26 protein-coding genes are annotated in these 26,577 nt (G+C 74.4%); 18 read left to right on the forward strand and 8 right to left on the reverse strand.

Going from position 1 to position 26,577, the window contains the following annotated elements; translation table 11 throughout:
• Positions 1–134: 134 nt before the first annotated feature.
• The 5 genes from ACFXHB_RS02510 (at position 135) to ACFXHB_RS02530 (ending at position 8,103) form a co-directional block, all read left to right on the forward strand.
• Positions 135–2,492, forward strand: coding sequence for a hypothetical protein (locus ACFXHB_RS02510; protein WP_380571466.1), 2,358 nt, complete (start codon positions 135–137; stop codon positions 2,490–2,492).
• A gap of 165 nt (positions 2,493–2,657) precedes the next feature.
• On the forward strand, positions 2,658–3,311 hold the full coding sequence (locus ACFXHB_RS02515) for a DedA family protein (protein WP_380571467.1): 654 nt from the start codon (positions 2,658–2,660) through the stop codon (positions 3,309–3,311).
• A 129-nt stretch (positions 3,312–3,440) separates the two neighbouring features.
• Positions 3,441–5,288 carry a threonine/serine exporter ThrE family protein gene (locus ACFXHB_RS02520; RefSeq protein WP_380571468.1) on the forward strand — a complete coding sequence of 616 codons (1,848 nt, stop codon included), beginning with the start codon at positions 3,441–3,443 and terminating at the stop codon, positions 5,286–5,288.
• A 126-nt stretch (positions 5,289–5,414) separates the two neighbouring features.
• Complete coding sequence (locus ACFXHB_RS02525) at positions 5,415–6,491, forward strand: hypothetical protein (RefSeq protein ID WP_380571469.1); 1,077 nt, start codon at positions 5,415–5,417, stop codon at positions 6,489–6,491.
• A 211-nt stretch (positions 6,492–6,702) separates the two neighbouring features.
• Complete coding sequence (locus ACFXHB_RS02530; RefSeq protein WP_380571470.1) at positions 6,703–8,103, forward strand: C40 family peptidase; 1,401 nt, start codon at positions 6,703–6,705, stop codon at positions 8,101–8,103.
• Positions 8,104–8,272: 169 nt separating this feature from the next.
• Here ACFXHB_RS02530 and ACFXHB_RS02535 read toward each other — a convergent pair whose 3' ends face one another.
• On the reverse strand, positions 8,273–8,800 hold the full coding sequence (locus tag ACFXHB_RS02535) for an SMI1/KNR4 family protein (protein WP_380571471.1): 528 nt from the start codon (positions 8,798–8,800) through the stop codon (positions 8,273–8,275).
• 160 nt (positions 8,801–8,960) lie between these two features.
• A complete protein-coding gene (locus ACFXHB_RS02540) occupies positions 8,961–9,470 on the reverse strand; it encodes an NUDIX domain-containing protein (protein WP_380571472.1) in 510 nt (169 codons plus the stop codon).
• Between the two features lie 148 nt (positions 9,471–9,618).
• Between ACFXHB_RS02540 and ACFXHB_RS02545 the strand changes: the two genes are divergently transcribed.
• The gene (locus ACFXHB_RS02545) at positions 9,619–10,923 is read left to right on the forward strand and encodes a GNAT family N-acetyltransferase (RefSeq protein WP_380571473.1); all 1,305 of its coding nucleotides are present in this window, start codon (positions 9,619–9,621) and stop codon (positions 10,921–10,923) included.
• Between the two features lie 162 nt (positions 10,924–11,085).
• Here ACFXHB_RS02545 and ACFXHB_RS02550 read toward each other — a convergent pair whose 3' ends face one another.
• Positions 11,086–11,910 carry a TetR family transcriptional regulator gene (locus tag ACFXHB_RS02550; protein WP_380571474.1) on the reverse strand — a complete coding sequence of 275 codons (825 nt, stop codon included), beginning with the start codon at positions 11,908–11,910 and terminating at the stop codon, positions 11,086–11,088.
• A 185-nt stretch (positions 11,911–12,095) separates the two neighbouring features.
• Between ACFXHB_RS02550 and ACFXHB_RS02555 the strand changes: the two genes are divergently transcribed.
• Complete coding sequence (locus ACFXHB_RS02555; RefSeq protein ID WP_380571475.1) at positions 12,096–12,641, forward strand: GNAT family N-acetyltransferase; 546 nt, start codon at positions 12,096–12,098, stop codon at positions 12,639–12,641.
• 19 nt (positions 12,642–12,660) lie between these two features.
• Here the strand turns inward: ACFXHB_RS02555 and ACFXHB_RS02560 are convergent, their stop codons facing one another.
• Both ACFXHB_RS02560 and ACFXHB_RS02565 read right to left on the reverse strand, forming a co-directional pair.
• Complete coding sequence (locus ACFXHB_RS02560; protein WP_380571476.1) at positions 12,661–13,146, reverse strand: macro domain-containing protein; 486 nt, start codon at positions 13,144–13,146, stop codon at positions 12,661–12,663.
• Positions 13,147–13,156: 10 nt separating this feature from the next.
• Positions 13,157–14,404, reverse strand: a complete 1,248-nt coding sequence (locus ACFXHB_RS02565; RefSeq protein ID WP_380571477.1) for an MFS transporter — start codon at positions 14,402–14,404, stop codon at positions 13,157–13,159.
• Between the two features lie 111 nt (positions 14,405–14,515).
• Between ACFXHB_RS02565 and ACFXHB_RS02570 the strand changes: the two genes are divergently transcribed.
• Complete coding sequence (locus ACFXHB_RS02570) at positions 14,516–15,481, forward strand: LysR family transcriptional regulator (RefSeq protein WP_380571478.1); 966 nt, start codon at positions 14,516–14,518, stop codon at positions 15,479–15,481.
• A gap of 199 nt (positions 15,482–15,680) precedes the next feature.
• On the opposite strand, the gene ACFXHB_RS02575 is transcribed toward ACFXHB_RS02570, so the two are convergent.
• Positions 15,681–16,298 (reverse strand): YceI family protein, encoded by a 618-nt coding sequence (locus ACFXHB_RS02575; protein WP_380571479.1) that lies wholly within the window; start codon positions 16,296–16,298, stop codon positions 15,681–15,683.
• A gap of 257 nt (positions 16,299–16,555) precedes the next feature.
• Between ACFXHB_RS02575 and ACFXHB_RS02580 the strand changes: the two genes are divergently transcribed.
• The 3 genes from ACFXHB_RS02580 (at position 16,556) to ACFXHB_RS02590 (ending at position 18,692) form a co-directional block, all read left to right on the forward strand.
• On the forward strand, positions 16,556–17,668 hold the full coding sequence (locus tag ACFXHB_RS02580; RefSeq protein WP_380571480.1) for a MerR family transcriptional regulator: 1,113 nt from the start codon (positions 16,556–16,558) through the stop codon (positions 17,666–17,668).
• 45 nt (positions 17,669–17,713) lie between these two features.
• Positions 17,714–18,370 (forward strand): nucleoside deaminase, encoded by a 657-nt coding sequence (locus tag ACFXHB_RS02585; RefSeq protein WP_380571481.1) that lies wholly within the window; start codon positions 17,714–17,716, stop codon positions 18,368–18,370.
• Between the two features lie 124 nt (positions 18,371–18,494).
• Positions 18,495–18,692, forward strand: coding sequence for a hypothetical protein (locus tag ACFXHB_RS02590; RefSeq protein ID WP_380571482.1), 198 nt, complete (start codon positions 18,495–18,497; stop codon positions 18,690–18,692).
• Between the two features lie 118 nt (positions 18,693–18,810).
• On the opposite strand, the gene ACFXHB_RS02595 is transcribed toward ACFXHB_RS02590, so the two are convergent.
• Positions 18,811–19,581, reverse strand: a complete 771-nt coding sequence (locus ACFXHB_RS02595; RefSeq protein ID WP_380571483.1) for a MarR family transcriptional regulator — start codon at positions 19,579–19,581, stop codon at positions 18,811–18,813.
• A gap of 225 nt (positions 19,582–19,806) precedes the next feature.
• Here ACFXHB_RS02595 and ACFXHB_RS02600 point away from each other — a divergent pair, with 225 nt between their 5' ends.
• From ACFXHB_RS02600 to ACFXHB_RS02625, 6 genes are all read left to right on the forward strand, one after another.
• Positions 19,807–20,475, forward strand: coding sequence for a DUF4097 family beta strand repeat-containing protein (locus tag ACFXHB_RS02600; RefSeq protein ID WP_380571484.1), 669 nt, complete (start codon positions 19,807–19,809; stop codon positions 20,473–20,475).
• 30 nt (positions 20,476–20,505) lie between these two features.
• Positions 20,506–21,468, forward strand: a complete 963-nt coding sequence (locus ACFXHB_RS02605; RefSeq protein ID WP_380571485.1) for an ATP-binding cassette domain-containing protein — start codon at positions 20,506–20,508, stop codon at positions 21,466–21,468.
• Positions 21,465–22,256 carry an ABC transporter permease gene (locus ACFXHB_RS02610; protein ID WP_380571486.1) on the forward strand — a complete coding sequence of 264 codons (792 nt, stop codon included), beginning with the start codon at positions 21,465–21,467 and terminating at the stop codon, positions 22,254–22,256. Before ACFXHB_RS02605 ends, ACFXHB_RS02610 begins: the two co-directional genes overlap by 4 nt.
• A gap of 218 nt (positions 22,257–22,474) precedes the next feature.
• Positions 22,475–22,891, forward strand: a complete 417-nt coding sequence (locus ACFXHB_RS02615; protein WP_380571487.1) for a helix-turn-helix domain-containing protein — start codon at positions 22,475–22,477, stop codon at positions 22,889–22,891.
• Positions 22,892–22,910: 19 nt separating this feature from the next.
• A complete protein-coding gene (locus tag ACFXHB_RS02620) occupies positions 22,911–23,462 on the forward strand; it encodes a hypothetical protein (protein WP_380571488.1) in 552 nt (183 codons plus the stop codon).
• Positions 23,463–23,606: 144 nt separating this feature from the next.
• Positions 23,607–23,960 carry a DUF2516 family protein gene (locus ACFXHB_RS02625; protein ID WP_380571489.1) on the forward strand — a complete coding sequence of 118 codons (354 nt, stop codon included), beginning with the start codon at positions 23,607–23,609 and terminating at the stop codon, positions 23,958–23,960.
• 175 nt (positions 23,961–24,135) lie between these two features.
• On the opposite strand, the gene ACFXHB_RS02630 is transcribed toward ACFXHB_RS02625, so the two are convergent.
• Positions 24,136–25,620, reverse strand: coding sequence for a PP2C family protein-serine/threonine phosphatase (locus ACFXHB_RS02630; protein WP_380571490.1), 1,485 nt, complete (start codon positions 25,618–25,620; stop codon positions 24,136–24,138).
• A gap of 243 nt (positions 25,621–25,863) precedes the next feature.
• Here ACFXHB_RS02630 and ACFXHB_RS02635 point away from each other — a divergent pair, with 243 nt between their 5' ends.
• Positions 25,864–26,424, forward strand: a complete 561-nt coding sequence (locus ACFXHB_RS02635) for an O-acetyl-ADP-ribose deacetylase (protein ID WP_380571491.1) — start codon at positions 25,864–25,866, stop codon at positions 26,422–26,424.
• Positions 26,425–26,577: the final 153 nt, after the last annotated feature.

The following is a 26,577-nucleotide window of genomic DNA, read 5'->3' on the forward strand; positions in this document are numbered from 1 at the left end:
ACGGCCACCACGGCGATGACGGCCACCACGCCCACCGCGGCAGCCGCCCGGGGCGGCGGACGGCCCGTCCGCGGCGGTCGGCACACTGTCCACCAGCACACCGCGCACCACCCGCAGGGGGAGACGCAAGCAGCATGAGCACCGACATCTGGGCCTGGGTCCACGACACCCACCAGCAGCTGGCCGAAGCCGGTCACCGGCGACTGGCCGACGCCATCTACGAACTCCCCGGCCACGCCAACGAGGGGCGCAACGACCAGCTCGACGCGGTCTACCCGGAGGCGGTCGCCGCCGCCCGGGCGCTCGGCCTGCCCTGGGTCGAGGTCTACCTGCGGCACTGGCGCATGCAGAACCTGCTGAACAAGCGGCACCAGGGCGAGCAGGCCCTGCCCGAGGTGGTCGACCTGCTGGAGTTCGCGCACCGCGAGGAGACGGCCGGCTGCCCGCAGTCCGTCTGCGTGGTGCAGGACTTCGCGATCTGCCACGCCCGGGTCGACGGCCCCGGCTACGTGCCCGAGCGGCTCGCCGTGCTGGCCGAGACGCTGGACCGGATCGAGCCCGCCCGCGCCTGCTTCGACTGCCTCTCCCGGGAGTACTCCGACGCCCTGGAGGACGACGGCCGCCCGGCCGAGGCGCTCAGCCACCTCGACACCGCCGCCGCCCGGATGCAGGCCGCCGGCCAGCGGCTCTCGCTGCACTTCCACCACTCCCGGGCCGGCACGCTGCACCTGCTCGGCCGGCACGAGGAGGTGCTGGCCCTGCTCGACACCGCCGAGCAGGCCGAGCGCGGCCGAGGGCGGGAGATCGACGCGAGCGACCGGCGCTGGGGCGCCCTGCTGCGCGCCCGCGCGTTCGCCTCGCTCGGCCGCACCGACGAGGCACTCGCCCTGCTGCCGAGCCTGGCGGAGGCCGAGCGCCACGCCGACCTCCGCGCGGCCTGGACGGACACGGTCGAGCTGCTGGTCGCGGCCGGCGTCCGGGAGAACGACGTCGAACTCGGCGCCGCGCTGGCCGGCTGGGTCGGGTACCTCGACGGCACCGGCTCGCACCGCCCCTGCGTCGACCTGCTGCTGGCCGCCGGCCGGCTGGCCGTCGGGCGCGGTGCCCGGACGGTCGCGCTCACCCTGGCCGCCTTCGGCGAGCGCAAGCTGTCCGAGCTGCGCCGCACCGACGGCGTCGCCGGGGCGGTCGCCCGGCTGCGCGCGGACGCCGAGGCGCTGCCCGTCCCGGAGCCGCCCGTCCCGCCCGCCGAGCTGTCGGCGTACCTCGCCGAGGCGCGGCCGTCCCTGGAGGCCGCCGCCGATCTGCTCGCCGCCGCCGTGGACCGGTACCGGGGCGAGCCGGCCGGAGCCACCGCGCTGGCCCTCGACCTGGCCGCGGCGCTGGGCGGCCTCGGCCACCGGCGGGCCGCCGCCGACCTGCTCTGGGACCGGCTGGACGCCGACCCGGCGAGCGAGGAGCTGGTCGCCATGCTCGGCAGCGCGCTGATCGACGGCGCGGACGACGAGGGCATCCGCCGGCTCGCGGAGCGGCTCGCCCCGTCCAGCCCGTCCGGCAGCCACTGGATCCGGGCCCGCTGGGCCGCCGCCGAGGGCCGCTGGGCCGAGGTGCTGGAGCAGTGCGGGGCGATCCTGGCCCTGCACCCCGACCGGATCAACACCCGCCGGCTGGCCGCCGCCGCGGCCACCGAACTGGGTGACCACACGGCCGCGCAGCGCTACTACCAGGAGATCCTGGAGCACGCGCTGCCCACCGAGGGCACCCCGCCGGAGCAGCGGCACCGCACCGTCCAGGAGCCCGACCTCTGGCACCTGATCACCGCCGCCACCGTCAATCGGGACTGGGCGGCGGTCCGCACGGCCGGCGCGCTGATAGGCATCGAGTTCGACGAGCCCGACGGCCCGGTCGACGAGGAGTGGCAGCTCGTCACCGTCCGGGCCACCCGCACCAACGGTGCGAACGCCGACCTCCCGGCCGTCCGCACCGGCCCGGCCACCGCCCGCGTCCTGCCGGTGCTCGGCGAGGACCTGACGCTCAACCACGGCGACATCGTGGTCTTCGGCCCGGCCCTGTTGGAGGAGCCGCCGGGCCCGGACGCCCCGGAGGAGGAGAAGCGCGCCTGGCGCCCGGTGTTCGGGCTGCTGACGCTGCTCGACCCGGCCGGCTACACCACCTACTGGCTCGACGGCGGTTGGCCCGGGGACGAGGCCTGGGCCGGGCTGCGCGAGGAGCTCGGACGGGCCGGCTACGCGGTCTGGGCCTACAGCGGGGAGCAGTACACCATCACCGACCCGGCCGACGAGGACGAGGTGCTGCCCGGGATCTACGCCGCCGTCGGGGTACCGCCCACCGCGCAGGCCGCCGAGGCCGACGCGCTGCTGCGGCGGCTCACCGCGGCCTGGCCGCACCCGCCGGCCTGGCTCGCCCTGGCCGAGGCGGCGGGCGCGGACACCGCCCGGCACGAGGAGATCATCGAGCGCTACGGGCTCTAGCGGGCACCGCGGGACGGGGGCCGGGACCGGGGTGCGGGGACGGGCTGCGGCAGCGGGGTGCGGGTGCGGGCTGCGGCAGCGGGGCAGGGGCTCCGGGTTTAGAGGTCCTTGGGCAATGCTTTACTGTTTCATTGCCAAGAGTCGACCTCCAGGAGTGTCTGCCCCGTGACCAGCCTCGCCCTCGGCCCGTCCTGGCTCGATCCGACCACCCTGATCTCCACCTTCGGGCTGATCGGCATCCTGGCCATCGTCTTCGCCGAGTCCGGTCTGTTGATCGGCTTCTTCCTGCCCGGCGACTCCCTGCTCTTCACCACCGGCCTGCTGGTGGCCGGCGGCACCTACCTCCACCAGCCGCTCTGGCTGGTCTGCGCGCTGATCGTGTTCGCCGCGGTGGCCGGGGACCAGGTCGGCTACCTCTTCGGCCGCAGGGTCGGGCCGAGCCTGTTCCGGCGGCCCGACTCCCGGCTGTTCAAGCAGGAGAACGTGGAGAAGGCGGCCGCCTTCTTCGACCGGCACGGGCCCAAGGCGCTGGTGCTGGCCCGCTTCGTACCGATCGTGCGGACCTTCACCCCCGTCATCGCCGGGGTGAGCAGGATGAACTACCGCACCTTCGTCGTCTTCAACATCGTCGGCGGCGTGCTCTGGGGCGCCGGGGTCACGGTGCTCGGCTACTTCCTCGGCCAGATCCCCTTCGTCCGGGAGAACATCGAGGCGATCCTGGTCGGCATCGTGCTGGTCTCGGTGGTCCCGGTGGCGATCGAACTGCTGCGCGCCCGCCGGTCCGGCCGGCCGGCCCCCGCCCACGACCGCGCCGGGTAGGCACCCCCGACGGCGGCCGCCCGCCGGGACGTACATGTGCGTCCGACCGTTTGATCAGGCAAGGTGTAACCGGAGATCGAACGGTGGCCGGGCCGACCCGGCGTCACCAGGGGCGGCAAGGAGTGGGAAGTGCCTAAGCGGGGCCGGCCGGGCGCAGGCAAGCGGGCCAGGGGCGGCAGGGCGGCCCGCCAGGCGCGGCAGGCCCGCCCGAACCCACCGGCGACCCCGCCCCACCCCTCCGAGGCCCCGCCCACCGAAGGCCTGCTCGGCCACCCCGCCCCGACCGTCGAACCCGCCACCGTGATCCCGCTGGTGTCGCCGGTCCGGGAGACCAGGGGCCTGCTGAACCCGGAGCCGTCGGGCGAGCCGGAACCGGCCGCCGGGGAGGGCGCCGGGAGGCCGGGGCCGGGCGCGGCCGGGGGAGCCGACGCCGGAGCCGTTCCCGCCCACCGCCGGCGCTCGGTCGCCGAGGACACCCTCACCCCCGAGGAGTGGCGCGCCGCCGGCTACACGCCGCCCGCGGGCATCGCCGTCCCCACCCTGACGGCGGGCGCCCCCGGCGAGGCGCCCTGGCCGGACCGGATGCGCACCCTGCTGCGCACCCCGATGTCCGAGCGTCCGGCCTTCGAGCGGACCCCCCGCGAACTGCACCCCTCCGCCGCCCGCAACGTCCCGCGGATCCTCGACCTGACGCTCCGGATCGGCGAACTGCTGCTCGCCAGCGGCGAGGCCGCCGAGGACGTCGAGGCGGCCATGCTCGGCATCGCCCACGCCTACCGGCTGGACCGCTGCGAACCGCAGGTCACCTTCACCCTGATCGGGATCTCGCACCAGCCCTCGCTGGTCGAGCCGCCCGTCACCGCGGACCGGGTGGTCCGACGCCGGACCTCCGACTACACCCGGCTGAACGCGGTGTACGAGCTGGTCGCCGACATCACCGGCGAGAAGGTCTCCGTCAACGACGCGTACCGCCGGCTCGCGCTGATCCGCCGCAACCGGCACCCGTACCCGGCCTGGCTGCTCTCGCTGAACACCGGGCTGCTGGCCGGCGCGGCGACCTTCCTGGTCGGCGGGCGGATCGACGACAAGGCCTGGTTGGTCTTCGCCAGCGCGTTCATCGCGGCCGTCCTCGGCGACCGGCTGGCCTCGCTGATCGCCCGCCGCGGGCTGCCGGAGTTCTACCAGTTCGTGCTGGCCGCGATGCCGGCCGCGGCCTCCGGCATCATCCTCTCGCTCAACGACTGGGGCCTGCGCGGTTCCGTGGTGATCACCGGTGGGCTGTTCGCCCTGCTGCCCGGTCGCGCCCTGGTCGCCGCCGTCCAGGACGGCCTGACCGGCTTCTACATCACCGCGGCGGCCCGGCTGCTGGAAGTGATCTACCTGGTGGCCGGCATCGTCATCGGCGTGATGCTGATCCTCTACCTGGGGGTCGGCTTCGACCCCCAGCTCAAGCCGGACGAGAGCCTGGTCGGGGTGAACTACCCGCCGGTCCAGATGATCGCCGCGCTGATCCTCACCCTGGCCTTCGCGATGCTGCTGCAGACCGACCGGCGTTCGCTCGCCCTGGTCACCCTCAACAGCGGCATCGGCTGGGCCAGCTACGGCGCGCTGGTCTACAACGCCGGGGTCTCCCCGATCGCGGCCACCGGCGTGGCGGCCGGCCTGGTCGGCCTCTTCGGCCAGCTGATGGCCCGCTACCGCTACGGCTCCGCGCTGCCCTACGTGACCGCCGCGATCGGCCCGCTGATGCCCGGCTCGGCGCTCTACCTCGGCATGCTCTCCTTCGCCCAGGGCCACGCCAGCGGCGGCCTGGTCCAGATCACCAGGGCCGCCGCGATCGCCCTCGCCCTGGCGATCGGGGTGAACCTCGGCGGGGAGATCGCCCGGCTCTTCATGAAGCTCCCGACCGGTGCCGACCGGCCGGAGCTCTACCCCGTCGCCCCCCGCCGGGCGGCCAAGCGCACCCGCGGCTTCTGACCACCCCGACCCGCGCCGACCGACCCGCGCCGGGTCGACGCGGGAGGCGGACTCGTTGGGCCGGTGTTGGCCCCCGGGTCATGTCGTGGCAGACCGGACGCAGGACCAGGAACGAAGGTAAGACGCATGACCACACTGCTGGACGGCTACCGCGAGCACATCGTCGCCGCGCACAAGCAACCGCTGTTCCTGCTGCTGGTCGGATTCATCACCTCCTTCGTCATGATCCGGTTCAGCGTCCGGATGATCCGGGCCAAGGTGCGCTGGTGGCCGGGCAACGTCACCCCCGGCGGCCTGCACATCCACCACATGGTGTTCGGTCTCGGCTTCCTGCTGACCGGTGGCATCGGGGTGTTCGCGACCTACGGCGGCCACCCGTGGATCGACGTGTTCGGGCTGATCTTCGGCATCGGCTGCGGCCTGGTGCTGGACGAGTTCGCGCTGATCCTGCACCTGGACGACGTCTACTGGGGCGAGCAGGGCCGCAAATCGGTGGACGCGGTGATCTTCGGCATCCTCTGCACCTCGCTGCTGCTCGTCGGGTACGTGCCGCTCGGTGTGGTGCCCAGTCAGGAGACCAGGTGGGGGCTGGTCACGGTGATCTCGGTGAACGCGCTGGTCTCGTTCGTCACCCTGCTCAAGGGCAAGGTGTGGACCGGTCTGCTCGGCATCATGGTGCCCGGCCTCTCCTGGATCGGCGCGATCCGGCTGGCCCGCCCGAGCAGCCCGTGGGCGCGCTGGCGCTACGCGACCCGCCCGCGCCGCCGGGCCCGCGCGCTCCGGCGCGAGCGCCGACTGCACCGGCGTGCGGACGTCGCCCGTACCTGGCTTTTCGACCTGATCGCCGGTGCCCCCGACAAGGTGCCGGCCGGTCACCCCGCCGCCCACCGGGTCGCCGAGCGGATGGCCGCCCGGGCCTCCGCCCACCTCGACGCGCACGCCGCCCGCGCGCTGGCCCGCCGGTCCGCGCGCCTCGCCGACCGCCGCTCGGCGGCGGTCCCCGCGCCCGGCGGAACCTCGGCCGCCGGCCGGGCACCGGGGTCGGGCGCGCCCGAGTCCGGCCCCCGGCCCCGGGCGCAGCAGCGCCGCCGCACCGTCCGGGCCGGCCGCAGTCGTACCTATGCGGTGCGTCCGACCGGTCTGGAGCCCCGGCCCGACCGACACCCCCGGCCGCGGCCGCACACCCGCCGGATCCACCGGTAGTTCGCATACCCTGTGCGCCTGGGTGTGGGTGATGGTCAGTCAGATCATCTGACAGGTCACCCGCCCGGCGGCGCGGGCTTGGGGTGTGAGAGCCGCCCGGCTTGAGAATATGGCGATCAGTGACCCACTTGTCACGTGATGGGATATTTCGCCAGGTTCGCCGCCGTGCTCTCCGGACGGCCCTGGTCCGACACCTGAGAAGGGATGTCTCGTGGCGCGCAGGCTCCTGCCGACCCTCCTGTTGTCCCTCACCGCCCTGCTCGGGCTGCTCCCCGCCGCCGCGGCCGCCCCGGCACCGCCGTCGGCCGGGGCGGTCCCGGCGGACGTCGACGTCCCGGAGGGCTCGTCCGGCTCGTCCGGCTCGTCCGGCTCCTCCGGCTCGTCCGGCTCCTCCGGCTCCTCCGGCTCCTCCGGCTCCTCCGCCGACGGGCCCTACCCCTCCGCCGAGGAGATCGACCGCTCCCGGGCCGAGGCCGACCGCCGGGCCGCCTCGGTCGCCACCATCGAAGCCGGGCTCACCGCGGCCACCGCCGAACTGGACCGGGCCGGCCGCTCCGCCGAGCAGGCCGTCGAGGCGTACAACGGCGCACAGCTCACCCTCGCCCGGGCCCGTGCGGAGGAGTCCGCCGCCGCCGGCCGGGCCGCCACCGCCGAGGCCGCGCGGGCCGAGGCCGCCGAGAACGCCGCCCAGCTGGCCGCCGAAACGTACCGTCAGGGCACCACCGCCGAGCTGTCCGCCATCAACGCCCTGATCGGCGCGCACGGACCGCGCGAGGCCGGCGACCAGGCCGCGGTGGTCGGTGTCGCCAGCGACCGCACCCGGCAGATCCTGGACGCGGCCACCGGCACCGCCGCCGCCGCGACCCGCGCCTCGGCCGCCGCCCGCACCGCCGCCGAGGCCGCCGAGAAGGCCGCCGCCGAGGTCGGCGCGGCCCGGGGCCGGGCGGAGGCCCGGCTGGCCGCCCAGCAGACGCAGGTCGTCGCCGTCGGCCAACGCCGTGAACACCTGCTCGCCGACCTCGCCGTCGCCCGCCACACCACCGTCGAACTGGAGCGGCAGCGGCGCGAGGCACTGGAGGCGATCGCGGCCCGCGAGGCCGAGGCCGCCGCCCGGGCCGCCGCGGAGAAGGCGGCGGCGGAGCAGGCCGCCGCCGAGCGGGCGGCGGCGGAGAAGGCGGCGGCCGAGGCGGCCGGTGCGGCGAAGGCGCCGCCCGCGGTCCCGCCCCCGGCCGCCCGGCCCTGGTCGGCCGAGGGAGCGGCCGCCGCCGTGGCCTTCGCCCGCTCCAAGGTCGGGCTGCCCTACGTCTGGGGCGGCGAAGGCCCCGGCGGCTACGACTGCTCGGGGCTGACCATGATGGCCTGGCGCCAGGGCGGCAAGCAGCTGAACCACTTCGCCGCCGACCAGTACGCGCAGAGCACCCGGATCGGCTACCGCCAGCTCCGGCCCGGCGACCTGGTCTTCTGGACCGACACCGGTCGGGCCGCCGACATCCACCACGTCGGTCTCTACATCGGCGACGACCAGATGATCGAGGCCCCCCGCCCGGGCCTGCCGGTCAAGCAGGCCAGCCTCTGGATCATGGGCACCCCGGACTTCTACGCCCGCCCGTAGACCGGTCCGGCCCGTGCGCGGATCCTCGCGTCACTTCTCGGCCCTTCGCCTCCGTCAAGTGCGACGAAGAGTCAGCGGGCCGCCGAGTGGAGTGATCCGCGGCCGGGCCGCCGGCTCCCGGGTGCGTCACGGGCCGCGAGTCCGCGCGCCGGCCGGGTCGGTGCGGGAGTCAGCGGCACAGCGCCATGACGGTGTCGTCGAAGTCGGGGAACTCCCGGACCGCCCGCTCGACGACGGCGGTGGCCGGCCGCTGCCGCTCGGGGGCGAACCGCTCCGCGACCGCCGTCAGCCGCCGGCTGGGACGGGGGCTCGGGTCGCTCCCGTACGGGGTGGCGGCCTCCCAGGGGCCGAGGCCGCCGGCGAGCAGCCACAGGAAGTCGCCCAGGTCGCGCGCCACTACGCAGGTCTCGCCCTCCGAACCGAGGAAGACGACGGGTTGGTCGATGAGCGGGCGGCCCGGGCGGACCAGCCAGAACGCCGCGTATCCACCCGTGCCGTCCTGGCCGAACACCCGGAACTCGTCACCGCTCACCTCCGTGTTGCCGGTCCAGGCCCGCAACCAGTCGGTGGTGTCCTCGGCGGACAGGAAGTCCGGGAAGGGCTCGAAGTCGATCCCCCTGCCGTCCTCGTGGTCGAACGGGACCGTCAGCGCGGCGGCGAGGGCTTCGGGGAGTCGTCGATCACTGGTCGGAGTCACGCGGAGAGGCTAGCGGCCGCCACCGTCACCGGACGCCGGCCCGGCCCGGCGGGACGGGACGCGCGCCCACCGCGGTGCGGGCGGTGGGGCGGCTCGGTCCCGGCGGTGCGGTGGCGGACCCTCATGCCGGCCTCGCGGCGCGACCGTTGACGTCGGCGGCTCAGCCGGAGCCGTCGCCCGCCCCGGTCAGGGCCTCGTAGCGCTCGAAGGCCTCCCGCCCGTCGGGGACGAAGGAGTCGTCGGCGACGACGGTCCGCAGTTCGGCCCTGGTGAGCCAGGCGTGCCAGACGATCTCGGACGGGTCCGGCGTGAGGTCCTGGACGATCACGGCTTCGTGGACCCCGAGCCAGTAGGGGCTGATCGCTCCTCGGCAGCGGAACTTGAGGACGAACCGGGCCTCGGCCCGGACCCCCAGTTCCTCGGCGAGTTCCCGGGCCGCGGCCGCCGCGTAGGACTCGCCGGCCTCCGCGGCCCCGCCGACGAGCCAGTTGTACCGGCCGGGGAAGCGCGCATCGTCGTCCGGGCGCCGGTGCACCAGGAACCGCCCGGCGGGATCGCGGCAGACGGTGGTGGCGATCCGGTGCAACCACCGCCGGCGGATGGCCTCGTCGCGGTCCACGACCGCGAGCACCCGGTCCTGCTCGTCGACCCGATCCACCTGTTCGCCCATGGCGCCACGATGCCAGAGCGGACCGACAGCGCCGGGCGGGAGCCGGGTCGGCCCGGGGGAGACCGTGCGCGGCGCCGGCCTGCGCGCACTCCCGGCGGCGGGCGAAAAATGAGGTGCCGTCCTCGGAGGGCGGTCGTACCGTGACGTCATGGGCACTGATGTGGGCGGCGGGACCGGCGACCGGGGCAACGGCCGGGTGGACGAGCGCGTCGGCGGGGTCGAGGTCCGGGCGATCGGCGTTGACGAGGTCGAGGGCTGGGACCGGGCACTCGTCTTCGGGTTCCTCCGCCCGCACGTGGAGAGCGCGGCGGAGTTCCGGCGCCGGCAGTGGCAGCCGGGCCGGGTGCTCGCTGCCCTGGACGGCGGCCGACAGGTCGCCACCTTCCGCAGCTTCGACGTCGAACTGACCGTCCCCGGTGGAGCGGTCGTCGAGGCGGACGCCATCAGCTCGGTCACCGTGTCCGCCACCCACCGCCGACGCGGCCTGCTCAGCCGGATGATGACGGAGGACTTGGCGGCCGCCCGTGAGCGCGGCTCGGCCGTCGCCATCCTGGTCGCCGCCGAGTACAACATCTACGGCCGGTTCGGCTTCGGCCCGGCCACCCGCGGCCACGGCTGGAACGTCGACCTGCAGCGGACCAGGGGCCTGCGCGCGGGCCTGCCGACCGTGCCCGGCGGGCGGATCGACTTCGTCACCATGGAGGAACTGCGCAAGGCGGGCCCCGAGGTGCACGACCGCTGGCGGCTCACCCAGCCCGGCGCGATCCCCCGCGACGAGCTCTGGTGGCGGCGCCACACCGGGGACATCCAGGTCCCGGGCTTCGAGTGGAAGGAGCCCTTCGCCGCCGTCCACCGGGACGCCGAGGGCACCGCCACCGGCCTGGTCGTCTACCGGGTCGACGACAACTGGGACGGCAGCTACCCGAACTGCACCCTCACCGTCGTCGACTTCTTCGCGCTGGACCTGGCCACCGCCGCCGAGCTGTGGCGGTTCGTCCTCTCCGTCGACTGGGTGCGCAAGGTCGCGGCCGAGAACATCGGACCGGACAACCCGCTGCCGCTGCTGCTGGCCGACCCGCGCGCCGCCACCCCCTCTGCCGACAACGCCGACTTCATGTGGCTCCGGGTGCTCGACGTCGAGGCCGCCTTCGACGCCCGGACGTACGGCGCGCCCGGCCGGGTGGTGCTGGAGGTCGAGGACCGGGCCGGCTTCGCGGCCGGCCGGTGGGCCGTCGAGGTCGCCGCCGACGGCAGCGGCCGCTGCACCCGCAGCACGGACGAGGCCGACCTCGCGCTGGACGCCTCCGCGCTCGGCTCGCTGTACCTGGGCGGCGAGACCGCCCCGCGGCTGGCCGCGGCCGGCCTGGTCACCGAGCTGCGCCCGGGCGCGGCCGCCGCCGCCGACCTGCTGCTGCGCACGCCGCTGCGGGCCTGGAACCCGGACATCTTCTGACCCGTCGCCGGCGGGAGTCGCCCGGCGTCCGCCCGATCCGCCCGATCCGCCCGATCCGGCCGGGCCGGAGCGCCCGGGAGAAGTGAACGCGAGGGCTCACGGCCGGGCGCTCCGACCACGCGGAGCGCCCGGCCGTGGCCTTGTCGCCGGTCTTTCCCGCTGCTACTTGACTGCGGTCTTCCCGATGGTCGGCAGGATGAAGTCCTGGATGAGGCCCTTGGCGTCGCGGACGATCGGGCGGAACACCCGGTAGCGCGAGAGATTGATGACCCGGGCCGCCACCGGGGTGGACCGGCGGACGAACTCGCGGGTCCGCTCGGTGTCCTCGGTGCGGTCGAAGACCCAGTAGAGCACCACGACCATCAGGTGCAGCCACAGCACGTCGGGCAGCAGCTCGACCAGTTCGGCGTCCAGCTTCGGCGCGAGTTCCGAGCCCTGCAGCACCTCGCGGAACAGCTCCACGGCGGTGGCCCGCGCCGGGTGGGACTCGTTGGAGAACGGGCTGAGCGAGCTGGTCGGGTCGGCGGCCGTCCGAAAGAACTGCGCGGCGAACTCGTGGTACGGCGCGGCGGTGTCGAGCCAGGACTCCAGCGCGATCTGCAGCCGCTCGGCGAAGTCCCGGGTATGGGCCATGCGCTTCCTGGCATCCGCCGCATGGTCGTAGGTCATGCGGTCGTAGAATCCTTGGATCAAGAATTCCTTTGCCGCGAAGTAGTAATAAGCATTTCCGACCGAGACGCCCGCCTCGGTGGCGATGGCGCGCATGGTGGTCTTGTCGTAGCCGCGCTCCTGGAACAACCGCATGGCGGTCTCCAGGATCAGCGCCCGGGTCTGCTCGCTCTTGTCGGTCTTCGGCTGGGCGCGGCTGCCGCGTACCTCGCCGCCCGCCGCCGGGGTCGACGGCGCGCCGTTCGCGCCCTCGGGGCTGTCCGTGCCGTTCGCGCTCGTCTTGTCGTTGGTGCCGTTCGTCGCTGCCAGGTCGTCCACGGCCCCGAGCCTAGCCGGATCGGTCGGCCCCGGCCGGTGTCGGTGCGCGCGGTACCGGACGACCCCTTCGCATCCGGTGCCGACGCTCCGCCCCCATGCTTTCGAACGTGTTCAAAAGCATGGGAGTGACTGTAGATCCAAAGCTTGAGCATGTTCAAGCTCGGGGGTGTGGCAGGCTCGCCCCCATGGACGTCACCATCCGCCGCGGTACCGCGGCCGACAGCGCGACCGTGGCCGAGCTGCACGCCCTCAGCTGGCGGACCGCCTACACCGGCATCGTCCCGGAGCAGGCGCTGGGCGACGGGCTGGCCGACGAGCGGAGCGAGGTGTGGGCGCTGCGGCTGGCCGCCGACTACGGCGAACCGGCCAACACGCCCGCGCTGCTGATCGCCGAACAGGCCGGTGGCGCCGTCGGGTTCGCCTACCTGGTGCCGCAGCCCGACGGCCGGATCCTGCTCGACAACCTGCACGTCAGGCCCGGCCGCACCGGTGGCGGCATCGGCCACGCGCTGTTCGACGCCGTCCGCGACCACTTGGCGACGTGCCACCCCGGAGCCGACCTCTACCTGGAGGTACTGCGCGACAACACCCGGGCGGTCGCCTTCTACGAGCGCGAGGGCGGCCGCCGGACGGCGGAGCAGGAGGGCATCTTCCCGGGCGGGTACGCGCTGCCCGAGTACGAGTACACCTGGCCCGCCGCCGGGGACCGGGACGGTGCGCCGGCGCGGTAGCACCGGCTCCGGCGGGTGCTCAGTCGTGGTCGTAGACCGTCACCGGCACCCCCCGCTCCACCAGGCGGGCCGTCACCAGCGGCTCGACCAGCTCCCAGCGCCCGCCCGCCAAGCCGCAGCCGATCCGGGGCATGTGGACGGAGGCACCGAGCGCCAGCGCCTGCCCGGCCAGCGTCGTCAAGGCGGTGTCGATCGCCTCGTAGCGCACCGGGGCGCCGGTCGAGCGGCCCGTCCGGACGCCGCGCTGGCCGACCATGTTGGCCACCCGGACGTACGGCTCGACCCGGACCAACTGCACGGCGCCCAGGCCGAAGTCGTTCCCCGCGCGCTCCCGGTGCCAGCGCCGGTACGCGGCCTCCGGCTCCGGCCACCGCCGGGAGAGCGCCAGGACGAAACCCCTGCCCCACCCGCCGAGGTCGTTGCAGACGTGCGCGATCACCTTCATGCCCTTGCCCCGGGGCGCGGTGGCATCGCCGCGGAGGTAGCTGATGACGGCCGGTTCCATGCCGGTCAAGCTACCGCGCGGCACTGACGACCCGTCCGGACGCCCGCTCCGCCGGGGGAGCGGCCGGAGTCCGCAGGTGGCGGCGCCCGGTCAGGGCGATCAGCAGGGCGAGCGCGGCGGCGCCGGCCGGCAGCCAGTAGCCGGTCCCGGGGGCGGTGTGCTCGGCGACCGCGCCGGCCAGCGCCGCCCCGGCCGAGATCCCGGTCACGATGCCGGAGACCGCCACCGCCATGCCCTCGTTCAACTGTCCTCGGGGGAGCAGCTCCTGGACGAGCGTCATCCCGGTGACCATGGTCGGGGCGGTGCCCGTCCCGGCCGCGAACAGGGCCGCCCCGAGCAGGGCGGGCCCGGCGCCGCCCAGCCCGGCGGCGAGCGGCAGGAGCAACAGCAGGGCCATCGCCGTGACGCCGGACAGGAACCGGACGCCCGGCGACCGGCGGGGCCGGAGCAGGCCGAAGACCAGCCCGGCCGCGCACGACCCGGCCGCGACCAGTGCCAGCAGCGCGCCCGCCAGCGGCTTGTGCCCGAGGGCGTCGGCGTACGCCACCGTGGTGAGCTCCGTCGAGCCGAAGACCACGCCGGTGGCGAGGAAGGTCAGCAGCAGCACCCGCAGCCCGGGGATCCGCAGCGGCGAGCCGCGCCGCCGGTCCGCCGTCCGGCCGGCGAGCGGGGGTTCGGTCCGGCGCTGGGCGGCGAACAGCAGGGCGCCCGCGCTGCCGAAGACCCCGGCGGCCAGCAGACCGGCCTCCGGCGCCACCGCGGTGCAGAGGACCATCGCGAGCACCGGTCCGGCCATGAAACAGAGCTCGTCCAGCGACTGCTCGAAGGAGTTGGCCAGGTGCCGGGCGGCCGGGTCGTCCCGGTACAGGTGCGCCCAGCGGGCCCGGGCCATGCCGCCCAGGTTCGGCGCCGCCGCGCAGGCCGCCCAGCAGGCGTACAGCGTCCAGTCGGGCGCGCCGAGCCGCACGCAGAGCAGCAGGCCGAGGAGCGGCACGGCGTTGTACACGGTTGCCGGGACGGCGATCCGGGCCTGCCCGAACCGGTCGACCAGCCGGCCCAGCAGCGGCATGCCGATCGCCCCGGTGACCAGGCCGGCCGCCGCGACGGTGCCCGCCAGCGCGTACGAGCCGCGGCGCTCCGAGAGCAGCACCACCAGCGCGACGCCGGTCATCGACATCGTGAGCCGGCCGAGCAGCCCGGCCAGGGTGAACGCGACGGTGCCGGGCGGCGCGAACAGCCGTCGGTAGGAGGCGAGCACGGGACTCCTCAAGGAGGGGAGGGGGGAGGGCTCCAGCCTCGGGCAGTGGCCCCGTCCCGGTCCAACACCTGTTTCGCCGCACTCACATCATGGTGTTGTTAATCTGCGGCCATGCCCCACGACCTGCACCCCCGGCTGCTCCGGGGCTTCGTCGCGACGGCCGAGACGCTGCACTTCGGCCGGGCCGCCCAGCGGCTGCACGTCGCCCAGCAGGCGCTCAGCCGGGACATCCGCACGCTGGAGAGGCTGCTCGGCGACACGCTCCTCACCCGGACCACGCGCAGCGTCGGCCTCACGCCGGCCGGGCAGCGGCTGCTGCCGCGGGCCCGCCGGCTGCTCGCCCTGCACGACGAGATCGTCAACGGCGCCGAGCGGCGCCCGCTGCTGCTGGACCTCAACAGCGATGTCACCGGGCCCGACCTGACCACCGACCGGGTGCTCGAACGCGCCCGGGCCGCCTGGCCGGAGGGTGAGATCCTGGCCCGGTTCCTCGGTGGACTCGCCGCGGCCGCCGAGGAGTTGACGGCCCACCGGCTGGATGCCGCGTTCGGCCGCTTCGCCGGACTGTCGGCCGGGCTGCGCGCCCAACTGGCCCAGACGCCGGTCCGGTTGGAGCGGGTCTCGGTGATGATGGCGGCCGGCCACCCGCTCGCCGCCCGGCCGGTGCTGAGGCTCGCCGACCTGGCCGGACACCCGGTGGACGTCTGCGCGGGCAATCCGGCCACCACCGAATGGGCCGACCTCGGCACCCGGCTGCTGAGCGCCCACGGCCTCGTGCCGGCCGCGCCGTACGTCCCGCCGGTCGGGGTGGACGAGACCGCCCGCTACCTCACCCGGCACGGCGACCCGATGCTGACCACCACCGGGGGCCCGCTGATCCCCGGGGTGGTGAACGTGCCGCTGGTCGAGCCGGTGCCGTTGACCCTGGTCAGCCTGGTGCACCGCCCGGAGCTGCGACACCCCGGGCTGGTCGCGCTGGGCGCGGCGGCCGCCGAACTCGGGGCGCGCGAGGGCTGGTTGCGCCGCCCGGCCGACAGCTGGCTGGCGGAGTCCGACGCGGCGTTGCTCGCGGTGTAGGCGCGGCCGTGGGGGCGGGGGCAGGGGTGGGGGCGCGGCCCTGGGGGCGCGGTCGGAGCGCGATCCCGCCCCTGCCGCTCGGGGGTCGGCAGGGGCGGGTCGGGTGCGGGCGCGCCGGTCCGGTCCGGTCTGGTCCGGTGCCGCTGTCAGCGGAACGGCCGCTGCCGGGCGCGCGGGGCAGTGGCCGGGGCCGGCCGGGTCAGGCCGCCTTGACGGCGGAGATGTCGAAGCTGAGCTTGACCTTCTCGCCGATCAGCACGCCACCGGTCTCCAGCGCGGCGTTGTAGCTGAGACCCCAGTCGGTGCGGTCCAGCACGGCCGCGCCCTCGAAGCCGACCCGCTCGGCGCCGTACGCGTCGGTGGCGCTGCCGGTGTAGTCGAGGTCCAGCACGATCGGCCGGGTGGTGTCCTTGATGGTGAGCTCGCCCGTCATCCGGTAGGAGTCGCCGCGCAGGCGCTCGGCGGAGGTGCTGCGGAAGCGGATCTCCGGGTAGGTCTCGGCGGCGAAGAAGTCGCCGGTGCGCAGGTGCTCGTCGCGCTGGGCCTGGTTGGTGTCGATGCTCGCGACCTTGATCACCAGCTCGGCGCTGGAGTTGTGCGGGGAGGTGCCGTCCAGGTGCAGCTTGCCGACGTACTCGGTGAAGCGGCCCTTGACGTTGGTGACCATGGCGTGGCGCACCGAGAAGCCGACCTCGCTGTGGGTGGTGTCGATCGCCCAGTCGCCGCTGAGGTGGCCCAGGTCCGGGCCGGCCGGGGCCTCGACGACGGCGGTGGTGGTCGCGGCGGTGGTGGTCTTGGTGCGGTTGAAAAGGCCCATGGCTCCTCCTTGGGTCCGAAGCCATTTGTTTAGGCTTCAACTTGTTGGCTCCACTCTAGGGCGGTTTCGTTCAAAGTTCAACCATGCGGTGCGTGGGCGGTCCACGGAACCACCCGGACGGCGCAGCGGGGAGCGGCGGCGGTCGGGCCGGGGCCGGTGGCGGGACGGGGGCGGTGTCGGCCGCGATCGGTATCGTCGCCCCCGGTCCGGCCGCGCGGCTTGACCCTCGACCTGGTCGAGGCCACAGAGTCCGGGGCATGGAGAGCGACCTGCGCAGCATCGGTGAACTGGCCCGCGACAGCGGCCTCGGCGTCAGCGCGCTGCGCTTCTACGACGGCGCCGACGTGCTCACCCCCGCCCGGGTCGACCCGCAGACCGGCTACCGCTGGTACGCGCCCGGCCAACTCGCCGACGCCCGGCTGCTCTGCCGCCTCCGGCGGGTGGGCCTGCCACTGGCCGACATCCGGGCCGTGCTCGGTGCGGAGCCCGGCTCCGGCACGGCCCACCGGGTGGTCGACGCGCACCTGCGCCGCTTGGAGGCCGGTCTCGCCGACGCGCGCCGGGAGCTCTCCCTGATCCGCACGCTGATCGACCAGAGGGAGAACCCCGTGACCGCCGCACCCGCCCCGCACACCGTCACCGTCCCCGCCCGCGCACTCGCCGAGGCTCTCGCCGCGGTCCGGTTCGCGGTCGGCACCGACCCCGAAGTCCCCGTGCTGTCAGGCGTGTTGTTCGACCTGGACGGCGGGCTGCTGCGGCTGGTCGCCACCGACCGGTACCGGATGGCGCTGGCCGAGGTACCGCTGCCGGTACCCGTGCCGGGTGCGCCGGACGAGGTCTCGACCGCCGCGATCGTCCCGACCGCGCTGGTCGACGCCATCCGCGCGCTGCTGGGCTCCGGTGCCGAACACGCCCGACTGACCCTCGGCGCCGACGCCGTCCTGGTCGAGACCGGCGGGCACCGGATCGAGGGTGCCGCCCTCGACCACGACTACCCCGACTACCGGTCGCTGGTCCGGCTGGACCCGGTCCACCGGGTCGGCCTGCCCGCCGCCGAGCTGCGGGGCGCCGTCGAGTCCGGCGCGACCCGCCGACTGCCCTCGGGCCCGCACGGCGAGGACTGTGAGGTCACCGTGCTCACGCTCGGCCGGGACGGGCGGCTCACCGTCGCGGACGGCGGCGACCCGGCGCCCGGGGACGTCCGGGTGGCCGTCAACCGCGACTTCCTCCTGGACGCCCTCCCGGCCGCCGGTCCCGGGCAACTCGTCCTCGAACTCACCGGCCCCGTCGCCCCGCTGGCCATTCGCACGGCCGGCCGCGACGGCACCTTCTCCATCCTGATGCCCGTCCGGGTGCCCGAGCTCGTCTGATCCGCCGACACCGGCCGGGGCGGCCCGCTCGCCAACCTCGGCCGGATGGGGAGCACCGACGGTTTCGACGCCTCCTGGGCGGCCCTCGCACCCGGCGCGCGGCGCTGCCTGGAGCCGGCCCACCGCTCCTGGCCCGACGGCGGGTTGCCGGTGGGCGCGGTCCTCGCCGACGCCGACGGCGTGATCGTCGCCGAGGGGCGCAACCGCGGCCCGCCGAGGGGCGCAACCGCGCCTACGACCCGCCGGGTGGTACGGATCCGCCAGGGCACGCCGCTCGCGCCCGCCGAGCTGAACGCGCCGGCCCGGACCCGTACCGGGTGGGACCTCGCCACCCACACCCTGTGGAGCAGTCACGAGCCGTGCGGGATGTGCGCGGCCGCCGTCGCCTTCACCGGCATCGGCGTCGTCCGCTTCCTCGCCCCGGACCCGTGGGCGGTGGGCGCCGGGCGAGGCGCCGGGGCGGACGTCGCCGGCCCGCGCTGGGCGGAGGTGGCGGCCGATCTGCTCTTCCTCGCCGCCGCCGTCCGCGTCGGCGGCCCGGACCACCGCACCGTGCGCACCGCCCTGGCCGGTGGCCCGCGCGCGGCCCGCACCGCCCGCCTCGCCGTCGACCTCGCCGCCCGGGGCGCCGGCACCCCCGCCGACTCCCTCCCCGTTCTGCTCGCCGGGCTCCGGTCCGCCGTCACCCGCGCCGCGGCCTGACCCGTCGCCGGGGTCGGCCGGGCATCCCGCCCGCTTTGCGTCCCGCCGTGGTTCGGTCCTGCCCCGTTCCCGTCCGGCCTGCGAAGATGAGCGGAGCGCGTACGGACGACCGCAGGGGTGGATCATGACCGTTCTGGTGCTCGGAGTGCTGGTGCTCGCCGTCGGCGGGTGCGTCTGCGTGGTGTGGGCGGACCGCGGTGGGCCCCGGTGGGTCCGCGCGGTGGCGTCGGCGACCCTCTCGGTGGGCGACGTGCTGCGCTACCTGCACAAGAACCGCCGCCGCGGCGGCAGCAACCGTTCCGGCGGCGGGGACGGGGACTAGGCGAGGCCCGGGCGAGGACCGGGAGGACCGGGCGAGAGCGGGCGCGGGCCCGGCGTGGGCCGGGCGGGCCGCCTGACGAGGCCCGCCCACGGCCGCTCCGGTCGCCCTGCGGCACCCGTCAGGACCCGGCCGCCCGCCCGCCGTCCGGACCGGGTTCGGCGGCGTCGTCCGCGAGCGGTGCGGGCTTCGTGGAGAGGATCTCGCGGGCCTGCTCCGCGGCGCGGGCCATGCTCTCGCCGACGAAGTCGACGAAGCGGGCGATGCCCTCCAGACGGACGGCGGCGGGGCTGTCGGGACCGAGGATGGTGACGCCCTGCCGCGCGGTCTCGGCCAGTTGGCCGTGGGCCCGGGCGGCGGCGATCATGCCGTCGTACCAGACGTCGTTGTCGACGATGTAGCGCTCGCGGCGGCGTTCGTCGCGTTCCCGGCGGATCAGGCCCTGGGATTCGAGCAGCGTGGTCGCCTTGGAGATGGACGCCGGGCTGACCTCCAGGCGCTGGACGAGTTCGGACGCGGTGAGGCTGCCCGCGTCGGTGGTGTAGAGGGAGGCCAGCACCCGGGCGGTCATCCTGGGCAGGCCCGATCCCATCAGGAGGGTGGTGAACACCTCCTCGTACTCGCGCACGGCCTCGGCGTCGCGCCCGTCGGCCTGCCGGGGCGCCGCCGGTCCCCGGGGCGCGGCCTGCCTGCGCCGGTGGGTGCGGTGTTCGGTGGCGCGGTGGGCCAGGTCGGCGCGGTAGGCGCCGGGGCCGCCGTTGCGCATCACCTCGCGGGTGACCGTCGAGGTGGGGCGGTCGAGACGTCGGGCGATCTCCGCGTAGGCGAGCCCGTCGGCCACCCCCAGCGCGATCTGCTGACGTTCCTGCTGGGTGAGCCTGCCTCCCGGCATCGCGATCTCCTTCCACGGTTCCCTGATGCCCGTCAGCATAGCGTTCACTTCCCATCCAATGCAACGACTGAGGTGATTGACGTTGCGTTAGAAGTACGCTCGTTGCAACGATATTTGGGTATCTACCTGCAGTGATAGCAATGTGGCGCAACGAGTCTGTTGCGTAATCTGCGAACGCAACGTAGCTTTTCCAATGTCAGAAACGACGAGCCGCAGGAGAGCACGATGCAGAAGTTCGCCACCGCCGCCCCGATCACCGCCGTCCTGGACATCCCCGCGGGGCGCGTCCGGTTCATCGCCGCCGACCGGGCCGACACCACGGTCGAGGTCCTCCCCGCGGACGCCACGAAGGGGCGCGACGTGAAGGCGGCGGAGCAGATCACCGTCGACTACCAGGACGGCGTGCTGCGGATCGAGGCCGCGCCGGAGAAGAACCGGCTCCTCGGTCGCTTCGGCTCCGTCGAGGTGACCGTCCGACTGCCCGCCGGCTCGCGGGTCGAGGGGAAGGCGGCCGGCGCCGAACTGCGGGGCGTCGGGCGGCTCGGCGATGTCGCCTTCGAAGGGGCCCAGGGCCCGGTCGAACTCGACGAGGTCGCCGGCGCCCACCTCACCGTCATCGACGGCGACATCACGATCGGCCGCCTGGGCGGCCCCGCCGAACTCGGCACCCAGCGCGGCGACATCCGGATCGCCCAGGCCCTGGGCAGCACCGTCACCCTGCGCACCCTGGACGGCGACCTGTCGGTCGACGCGGCCCCCGGCGTCGCCGCCTCGCTGGACGCCGGCACCGGCCGCGGCCGGATCCACGACGCGCTCAGGAACGCCGAGGGCGCCGCCGTCCTGACCATCCACGCCACCACCACGCGGGGCGACATCACCGCCCGCAGCCTCTGAACCCGACGGAACCCGAAGGAGTCACCCACCATGACCAAGCCGGCCATCGCGGCGAACGGGCTGTGCAAGTCCTACGGTGACAAGGTCGTGCTCGACGGCGTCGACCTGGTCGTCCCGGAAGGAACGATCTTCTCCCTGCTCGGCCCGAACGGGGCCGGCAAGACCACCGTCGTCAAGATCCTCTCCACCCTCGTCTCCGCCGACCGGGGCACCGGCGACATCCGCGTCGGCGGCCACGACCTGGCCGCCGACCCCCAGGCGGTGCGTGCCGCGATCGGGGTCACCGGCCAGTTCTCCGCCGTCGACGGCCTGATCACCGGCGAGGAGAACATGCTCCTCATGGCGGACCTGCACCACCTCTCCCGCGGCGAGGGCCGCCGCACCGCCGCCCGGCTCCTGGAGCGCTTCGACCTGGTGGAGGCCGCGAAGAAGCCCGCCTCCACCTACTCCGGCGGCATGAAGCGGCGCCTGGACATCGCCATGACGCTGGTCGGCGACCCGCGGATCATCTTCCTCGACGAGCCGACCACCGGCCTCGACCCGCGCAGCCGTCACACCATGTGGCAGATCATCCGCGAACTGGTCTCCGACGGCGTCACCGTCTTCCTCACCACCCAGTACCTGGAGGAGGCCGACGAACTCGCCGACCGCATCGCGGTCCTCAACGACGGCAGGATCGCCGCCGAGGGCACCGCCGGGGAACTGAAGCGGCTCGTGCCCGGCGGACACGTGCGGCTGCGCTTCACCGACCCGGCCGCCTACCGCTCCGCCGCCCTCGCCCTGCACGGAGTCGCCCGTGACGAGGAGGCGCTGGCGCTGCAGCTCCCCAGCGGCGGCAGCCAGCGCGAACTGCGCGCCATCCTCGACCGGTTGGACTCCGCCGGCGTCGAGGCGGACGAGCTGACCGTGCACACTCCCGACCTCGACGACGTGTTCTTCGCCCTGACCGGCGGCACCACCATCCCCGACCAGCCGACGGAGGCAGTCCGATGAGCTCCTTCTCCCTCGCCCTGCGCGACTCGAACACGATGCTGCGCCGCAACCTCCTGCACGCGCGGCGCTACCCGTCGCTCACGCTGAACCTGCTGCTCACCCCGATCATGCTGTTGCTGCTCTTCGTCTACATCTTCGGCGACACGATGAGCTCGGGCATCGGCGGCGGGGCTCCGGACCGCTCCGCCTACATCGCCTACGTCGTCCCGGGTCTGCTGCTGATGACCATCGGCAGCACCGTGGTCGGCACCGCGGTGTCCGTCTCCAACGACATGAGCGAGGGGATCATCGCCCGCTTCCGCACGATGGCGATCCACCGCCCCTCCGTCCTGGTCGGGCACGTCGTCGGCAGCGTGCTGCAGTCGATCATGAGTGTGGTCCTCGTCGGCGCCGTCGCCGTGGCGATCGGCTTCCGCTCCACGGACGCCACCGTGCTGGAGTGGCTCGCGGCGTTCGGACTGCTCGTGCTCTTCGCCACCGCACTCACCTGGATCGCCGTCGGCATGGGCCTGGTCAGCCCGAACGCCGAGGCCGCCAGCAACAACGCGATGCCGCTGATCCTGCTGCCGCTCCTCTCCAGCGCCTTCACCCCCATCCACTCCATGCCCGGCTGGTTCCAGCCGATCGCCGAGTACCAGCCGTTCACGCCGGCCATCGAGACCCTGCGCGGCCTGCTGCTCGGCACCGGGATCGGCCACAACGGGTGGCTCGCGGTCGCCTGGTGCGTGGGGCTCGCGCTGCTCGGCTACTTCTGGTCGACCTCGACGTTCAACCGCGACCCGAAGTAACCGCCATGACGGCGCGGGTCACCTCCCGCCACACGGCTCGCCCCAGGGCGGCGCACTCCGGCACCACGCCGGCGTACGCCGCCCGGCGGCGTTCCCGGCCCCGCCGCCGGGCCGTCCATCGGCAGGTCGGGGCCGGTCCGGGGCCGGTCCGGGCCGCCACGTTTGCTGTTGCTAGCACCGTGCTTGCATTTGCAAGCGCGGTGGGGCAGGGTGGGCGCATGGCCTCACTGAACGTCGGCTCGCTGGGCGAGTACATCCGCGAGCAGCGCCGGAACGCGCAGTACTCGCTGCGGCAACTGGCGGAGGCCGCCGGCGTGTCCAACCCCTACCTCAGCCAGATCGAGCGAGGGTTGCGCAAGCCGAGCGCGGAGATTCTGCAGCAGATCGCCAAGGCGCTGCGGATCTCGGCGGAGACGCTGTACGTCCAGGCCGGGATCCTGGAGGAACGGCGGGGTGAGGGCCTGGAACTGCGGGCCTCGATCCTGGCCGATCCGCTGATCAACGAGCAGCAGAAGCAGGCGCTGCTCGCGGTCTACGACGCCTTCCTCAAGGAGAACGCCGCCCGCGAGGACCCGGACGCGGCGCCCGACGACCCCGAAGCCGACGGCCCGACGGCCGCCGGCCCGGCAACCTAGACCAACGGGAGGACCGGTCATGCCGATCACGGACGAGATCAAGAAGACCCTGAGCGACCCGACTCCGCTCTACGCCCTCGCGGGCGCGGGCGACCTCGCCTACGAGAAGCTGCGGGAGGTGCCCGGCAAGGTCGAGGCCCTGGCGGCGGACCGCAAGGGCGCGCAGGACAAGGCCACCGCCAAGTTCCAGGACGCGCAGGCCAGGCTGGTCGAGGCGCAGGCGAAGGTCGCGGGTACCGTCACCACCCTGCCCACCGACCTCAAGGTGCTCCAGGAGAGGGCGCAGAGCTTCGCCCTCCAGCAGGTCGGCCGCGCGGTCGAGCTGGCGGTGAAGGCCAAGGAGGCCTACGACGAGCTGGCCGAGCGCGGCAAGGGCGTCGTCGAGCGGGGCGGTCAGGCCGACGCGGTCGAGCCGGCGGCGGCGCCCGCCGTGACGCCCGAGCCGGTGGAGCCCGAGCCGGTCGACGCCGAGTTGGTCGAGGACGAGCCGGTCGACGAGCCGGCCGTCGACGAGCCGGTCGGGGCGCCCGCGCCGAAGAAGGCCGCCCGCGCCAAGAAGGCCGCCGAGTAGCAGTCGGTACCGCCGTCATCCGGTGGGCGACGTGCGGCCCGGGGCACATCCGGTGACCTCGGGACGTTGACACCGTGGCGGGGTCGGCCGTGCCAGGATGGGCGGCGGCCGGCACGCCGGAGCCGAGACGCAGAGGAGACCGCGATGGGCGGAGTGGCTCAGATCCTGGGCTTGGACTACCTGAACCCGTTCTGGTGGCTGGCTGTCGCCATCCTGGGATTCAAGCTGTTCGCACTGATCGACGCGGCCACCCGCCCGGAGGACGGCTACCGGGCGGCGGACAAGAAGACCAAGGGGTTCTGGCTGGTCGTCCTGGGCATCGCGTTCGGGCTCGATCTGCTGTTCGGGGCGAACTTCCTGACCAGCTTCCTGACCCTGGCCGGCCTGGTGGCCGCGATCGTCTACATGGTCGACGTGCGGCCGGCGATCCGGGGGCTGACCAATCGTGGTGGCGGTCGGGGCGACCAGCGCAACATGGGCCCCTACGGCCCCTGGTAACCCCGTACGGCCCCCGGTGGTGGAGCCGGGCGAGCACAAGCCCGACCGGGCCCCGGTAGTCGCGGATCCGTCCGCGACCACCGGGGCCCGTTGCGTTCCATGCCGCGGCCCGGCGCCCGGCCGGTACTGGCCGGGCGCCTCGGCCGGCTGAGCCGTTGGAGCCGCCTCGGCCTCCTCAGCCGAGGAGCAGCTGTACCGGGTTGCGTTCCAGCAGCAGGACGGCGACATCGTCCGTCAGCGCGCCGCCGTTCAGCTCCTCGACCTCGGCGATCGCGCTGTCGATGAGGCGGCCCCTGGTCAGCCCGGCCGACTGGTGGTCGCCGACCAGGTCGGCCAGTCCGTCCTGGCCGAGCCGGCGGGAGCCGGCGCCGACCCGGCCCTCGATCAGCCCGTCGGTGTAGAGCAGCAGTCGCCAGCCGGGGCGCAGTTCGAGCCGGTGCGCCGGCCAGACGGCCTGGCCGTCGTCGCAGGGCAGCAGGCCGAGCGCGGGGCCGGCCGGGTCGGCCGGCAGCGTCACCGGCTTGTGGTCCCTACCGAGCAGCAGGGGCGCGGGGTGTCCGGCGAGGTAGAGCCGGGCCTCCTCGACGGCGCCGAGCGAGTCGAGCCCGCCGGTCGCGTCGCCGGGTTCGATGACCAGCATGCAGAGCGTCGCGAAGATCTCGTCACTGCGCCGCTCGTGCTCCAGGACGTGCTGCAGGGTGGTCAGCAGCGCCTCGCCGGTGAGGCCGGCGAAGACCAGGGTGCGCCACGCTATCCGGAGGGCGACCCCGAGGGCGGCCTCGTCCGGGCCGTGCCCGCAGACGTCCCCGATCACCACGTGGACGGTGCCGTCGTCGGTGCGGACGGCGTCGTAGAAGTCGCCGCCGAGCAGGGCGCGGCGGCGACCGGGGCGGTAGCGCCGGGTGAAGGAGAGCCCGGCGCCGTCCAGCAGTGGCGTGGGCAGCAGATGGCGCTGGAGGCGGGCGTTCTCCTGGCCGCGCAGCTCGGCCTCGACCAGTCGGCGCTGCGACTCGTCGGCCCGCTTGCGTTCGACGGCGTAGCGCAGGGCGCGGGCCAGCAGCGGGCCGTCCGTCTCGTGCTTGATCAGGAAGTCCTGTGCCCCGGCGGCCACCGCGGCGGCTCCCAGCTCGGCGCCGGCGGCGTCGGTGAGCACCACGACGGCGGTGTGCGGTGCCCGTCGGAGCAGCTCGTGCAGGCCCTCCAGACCGTCGGAGGCGTCCGAGGGGTGCGGCAGGTCGGCGGGGGCGGCCAGGTCGAGCAGCACGCAGCTGAAGCCGCCGGCGCGCGGTCGTCCACGTCGGTTTCCCGAGGTACCGGCGGCCAGCAGCTCGGAGGCCTGCTCCAGCCCGCGGGCCCAGTGGATCTCGATCGGGGCGCCGCTGTCGGCCACCGCGGCCTTGAGCAGTTGGGCGTCGGAGGCGTCGTCCTCGATCACCAGCAGCTTGAGCGGGGCGGCGGACGGTCCGGCGGGAGAGGTGGCCGGGGAGGTGGCGCCGGAGGCCTTCGACCGGGGGTGGGGTATCGGCGGAGTCGCGGCGGCCGGACCGGCCGACTGCTCGGTGGCCGCGGACCGGTCGCGGGCGCGGTCGGTGAGGGTGCCGTCGAGGGCACCCAACAGGTCCGGGGCACCAGGTGCCCGCCCGTCTCCCGTTGCGGGCATCGACTGATCCTCCTTTTCCCCGAGTGCGTAACGGTCGGCGCCCGTCCGCAGTGCCCGCCTGGCACTCTGCGCCGGGGAACTTCTCGCGACCATAACGTGACTCCGGGGATTTCTTCGGCCGCCCGGCGCCGTTGTGGCTCTTGCCACGCCGGTGGCGGTGCGGTCGGCGGTGGGGTGACAGGGACGGGGGCGGCAGTCGGAGCACGCGACTGCGAGCTCCGGGACGGACAACGGAGGGCTGACATGACGGTGACGCGGATCACCCTGGTCGAGGGTGACATCACGGAACAGCAGGTGGACGCGGTGGTGAACGCCGCCAACTCCTCCCTGCTGGGCGGCGGTGGCGTGGACGGTGCGATCCACCGCAAGGGCGGGCCGCAGATTCTGGAGGAGTGCCGAAGGCTTCGTGCCGGGCACTACGGCAAGGGGCTGTCCACCGGGCACGCGCTGGCGACCACGGCAGGACGGTTGCCGGCCCGCTGGGTGATCCACACGGTGGGGCCGGTCCATCGGGCGGAGGAGTACGACAAGAAGGCTGAGCAACTGGCCTCGTGCTACCGCGAGTCGCTCCGGGTGGCGGTGGAGCTCGGCGCGCGCACGGTGGCCTTCCCGGCGGTGTCGGCCGGGGTGTACGGATGGCCGCTGGAGGACGCGGCCCGGATCGCGCTCCGTACCGTCGCGGCCGCGAGGTCGGGGCCGGCGCGCGAGCTGGCGGAGGTGCGATTCGTGCTGTTCGGGACGGAGGCGTACCTGGCGTTCGAGCGGGAGTGGCGGGTGTTGGGGCTCGACGGGGATCGGCCGTAGCGGCCGGAGCCCGTAGCAGCCGAGGGGCGGGAGCCGGCGGACCGGTCGTGCGTCACCGTCGGGGTGGTGGTGAGTCGAAGGGGAGGGGCGAGGCGGATCGCCGGGCCGGAAGGGGTGGAGGGGCGGAGGGGCGGAAAGGTGCCGGAAGGGTCT

It is taken from the genome of Kitasatospora sp. NPDC059327 (assembly GCF_042752535.1).
Lineage (GTDB): Bacteria > Actinomycetota > Actinomycetes > Streptomycetales > Streptomycetaceae > Kitasatospora.

Bases quoted from the DNA above. Each gene is read 5' to 3' on its own strand.
- ACFXHB_RS02510 (WP_380571466.1), top strand. From the start codon at position 135: ATGAGCACCGACATCTGGGCCTGGGTCCACGACACCCACCAGCAGCTG.
- ACFXHB_RS02525 (WP_380571469.1), top strand. From the start codon at position 5,415: ATGACCACACTGCTGGACGGCTACCGCGAGCACATCGTCGCCGCGCAC.
- ACFXHB_RS02540 (WP_380571472.1), bottom strand. From the start codon at position 9,470: ATGGGCGAACAGGTGGATCGGGTCGACGAGCAGGACCGGGTGCTCGCG.
- ACFXHB_RS02545 (WP_380571473.1), top strand. From the start codon at position 9,619: ATGGGCACTGATGTGGGCGGCGGGACCGGCGACCGGGGCAACGGCCGG.
- ACFXHB_RS02555 (WP_380571475.1), top strand. From the start codon at position 12,096: ATGGACGTCACCATCCGCCGCGGTACCGCGGCCGACAGCGCGACCGTG.
- ACFXHB_RS02560 (WP_380571476.1), bottom strand. From the start codon at position 13,146: ATGGAACCGGCCGTCATCAGCTACCTCCGCGGCGATGCCACCGCGCCC.
- ACFXHB_RS02570 (WP_380571478.1), top strand. From the start codon at position 14,516: ATGCCCCACGACCTGCACCCCCGGCTGCTCCGGGGCTTCGTCGCGACG.
- ACFXHB_RS02575 (WP_380571479.1), bottom strand. From the start codon at position 16,298: ATGGGCCTTTTCAACCGCACCAAGACCACCACCGCCGCGACCACCACC.
- ACFXHB_RS02580 (WP_380571480.1), top strand. From the start codon at position 16,556: ATGGAGAGCGACCTGCGCAGCATCGGTGAACTGGCCCGCGACAGCGGC.
- ACFXHB_RS02585 (WP_380571481.1), top strand. From the start codon at position 17,714: ATGGGGAGCACCGACGGTTTCGACGCCTCCTGGGCGGCCCTCGCACCC.
- ACFXHB_RS02590 (WP_380571482.1), top strand. From the start codon at position 18,495: ATGACCGTTCTGGTGCTCGGAGTGCTGGTGCTCGCCGTCGGCGGGTGC.
- ACFXHB_RS02595 (WP_380571483.1), bottom strand. From the start codon at position 19,581: ATGCCGGGAGGCAGGCTCACCCAGCAGGAACGTCAGCAGATCGCGCTG.
- ACFXHB_RS02600 (WP_380571484.1), top strand. From the start codon at position 19,807: ATGCAGAAGTTCGCCACCGCCGCCCCGATCACCGCCGTCCTGGACATC.
- ACFXHB_RS02605 (WP_380571485.1), top strand. From the start codon at position 20,506: ATGACCAAGCCGGCCATCGCGGCGAACGGGCTGTGCAAGTCCTACGGT.
- ACFXHB_RS02610 (WP_380571486.1), top strand. From the start codon at position 21,465: ATGAGCTCCTTCTCCCTCGCCCTGCGCGACTCGAACACGATGCTGCGC.
- ACFXHB_RS02615 (WP_380571487.1), top strand. From the start codon at position 22,475: ATGGCCTCACTGAACGTCGGCTCGCTGGGCGAGTACATCCGCGAGCAG.
- ACFXHB_RS02620 (WP_380571488.1), top strand. From the start codon at position 22,911: ATGCCGATCACGGACGAGATCAAGAAGACCCTGAGCGACCCGACTCCG.
- ACFXHB_RS02625 (WP_380571489.1), top strand. From the start codon at position 23,607: ATGGGCGGAGTGGCTCAGATCCTGGGCTTGGACTACCTGAACCCGTTC.
- ACFXHB_RS02630 (WP_380571490.1), bottom strand. From the start codon at position 25,620: ATGCCCGCAACGGGAGACGGGCGGGCACCTGGTGCCCCGGACCTGTTG.
- ACFXHB_RS02635 (WP_380571491.1), top strand. From the start codon at position 25,864: ATGACGGTGACGCGGATCACCCTGGTCGAGGGTGACATCACGGAACAG.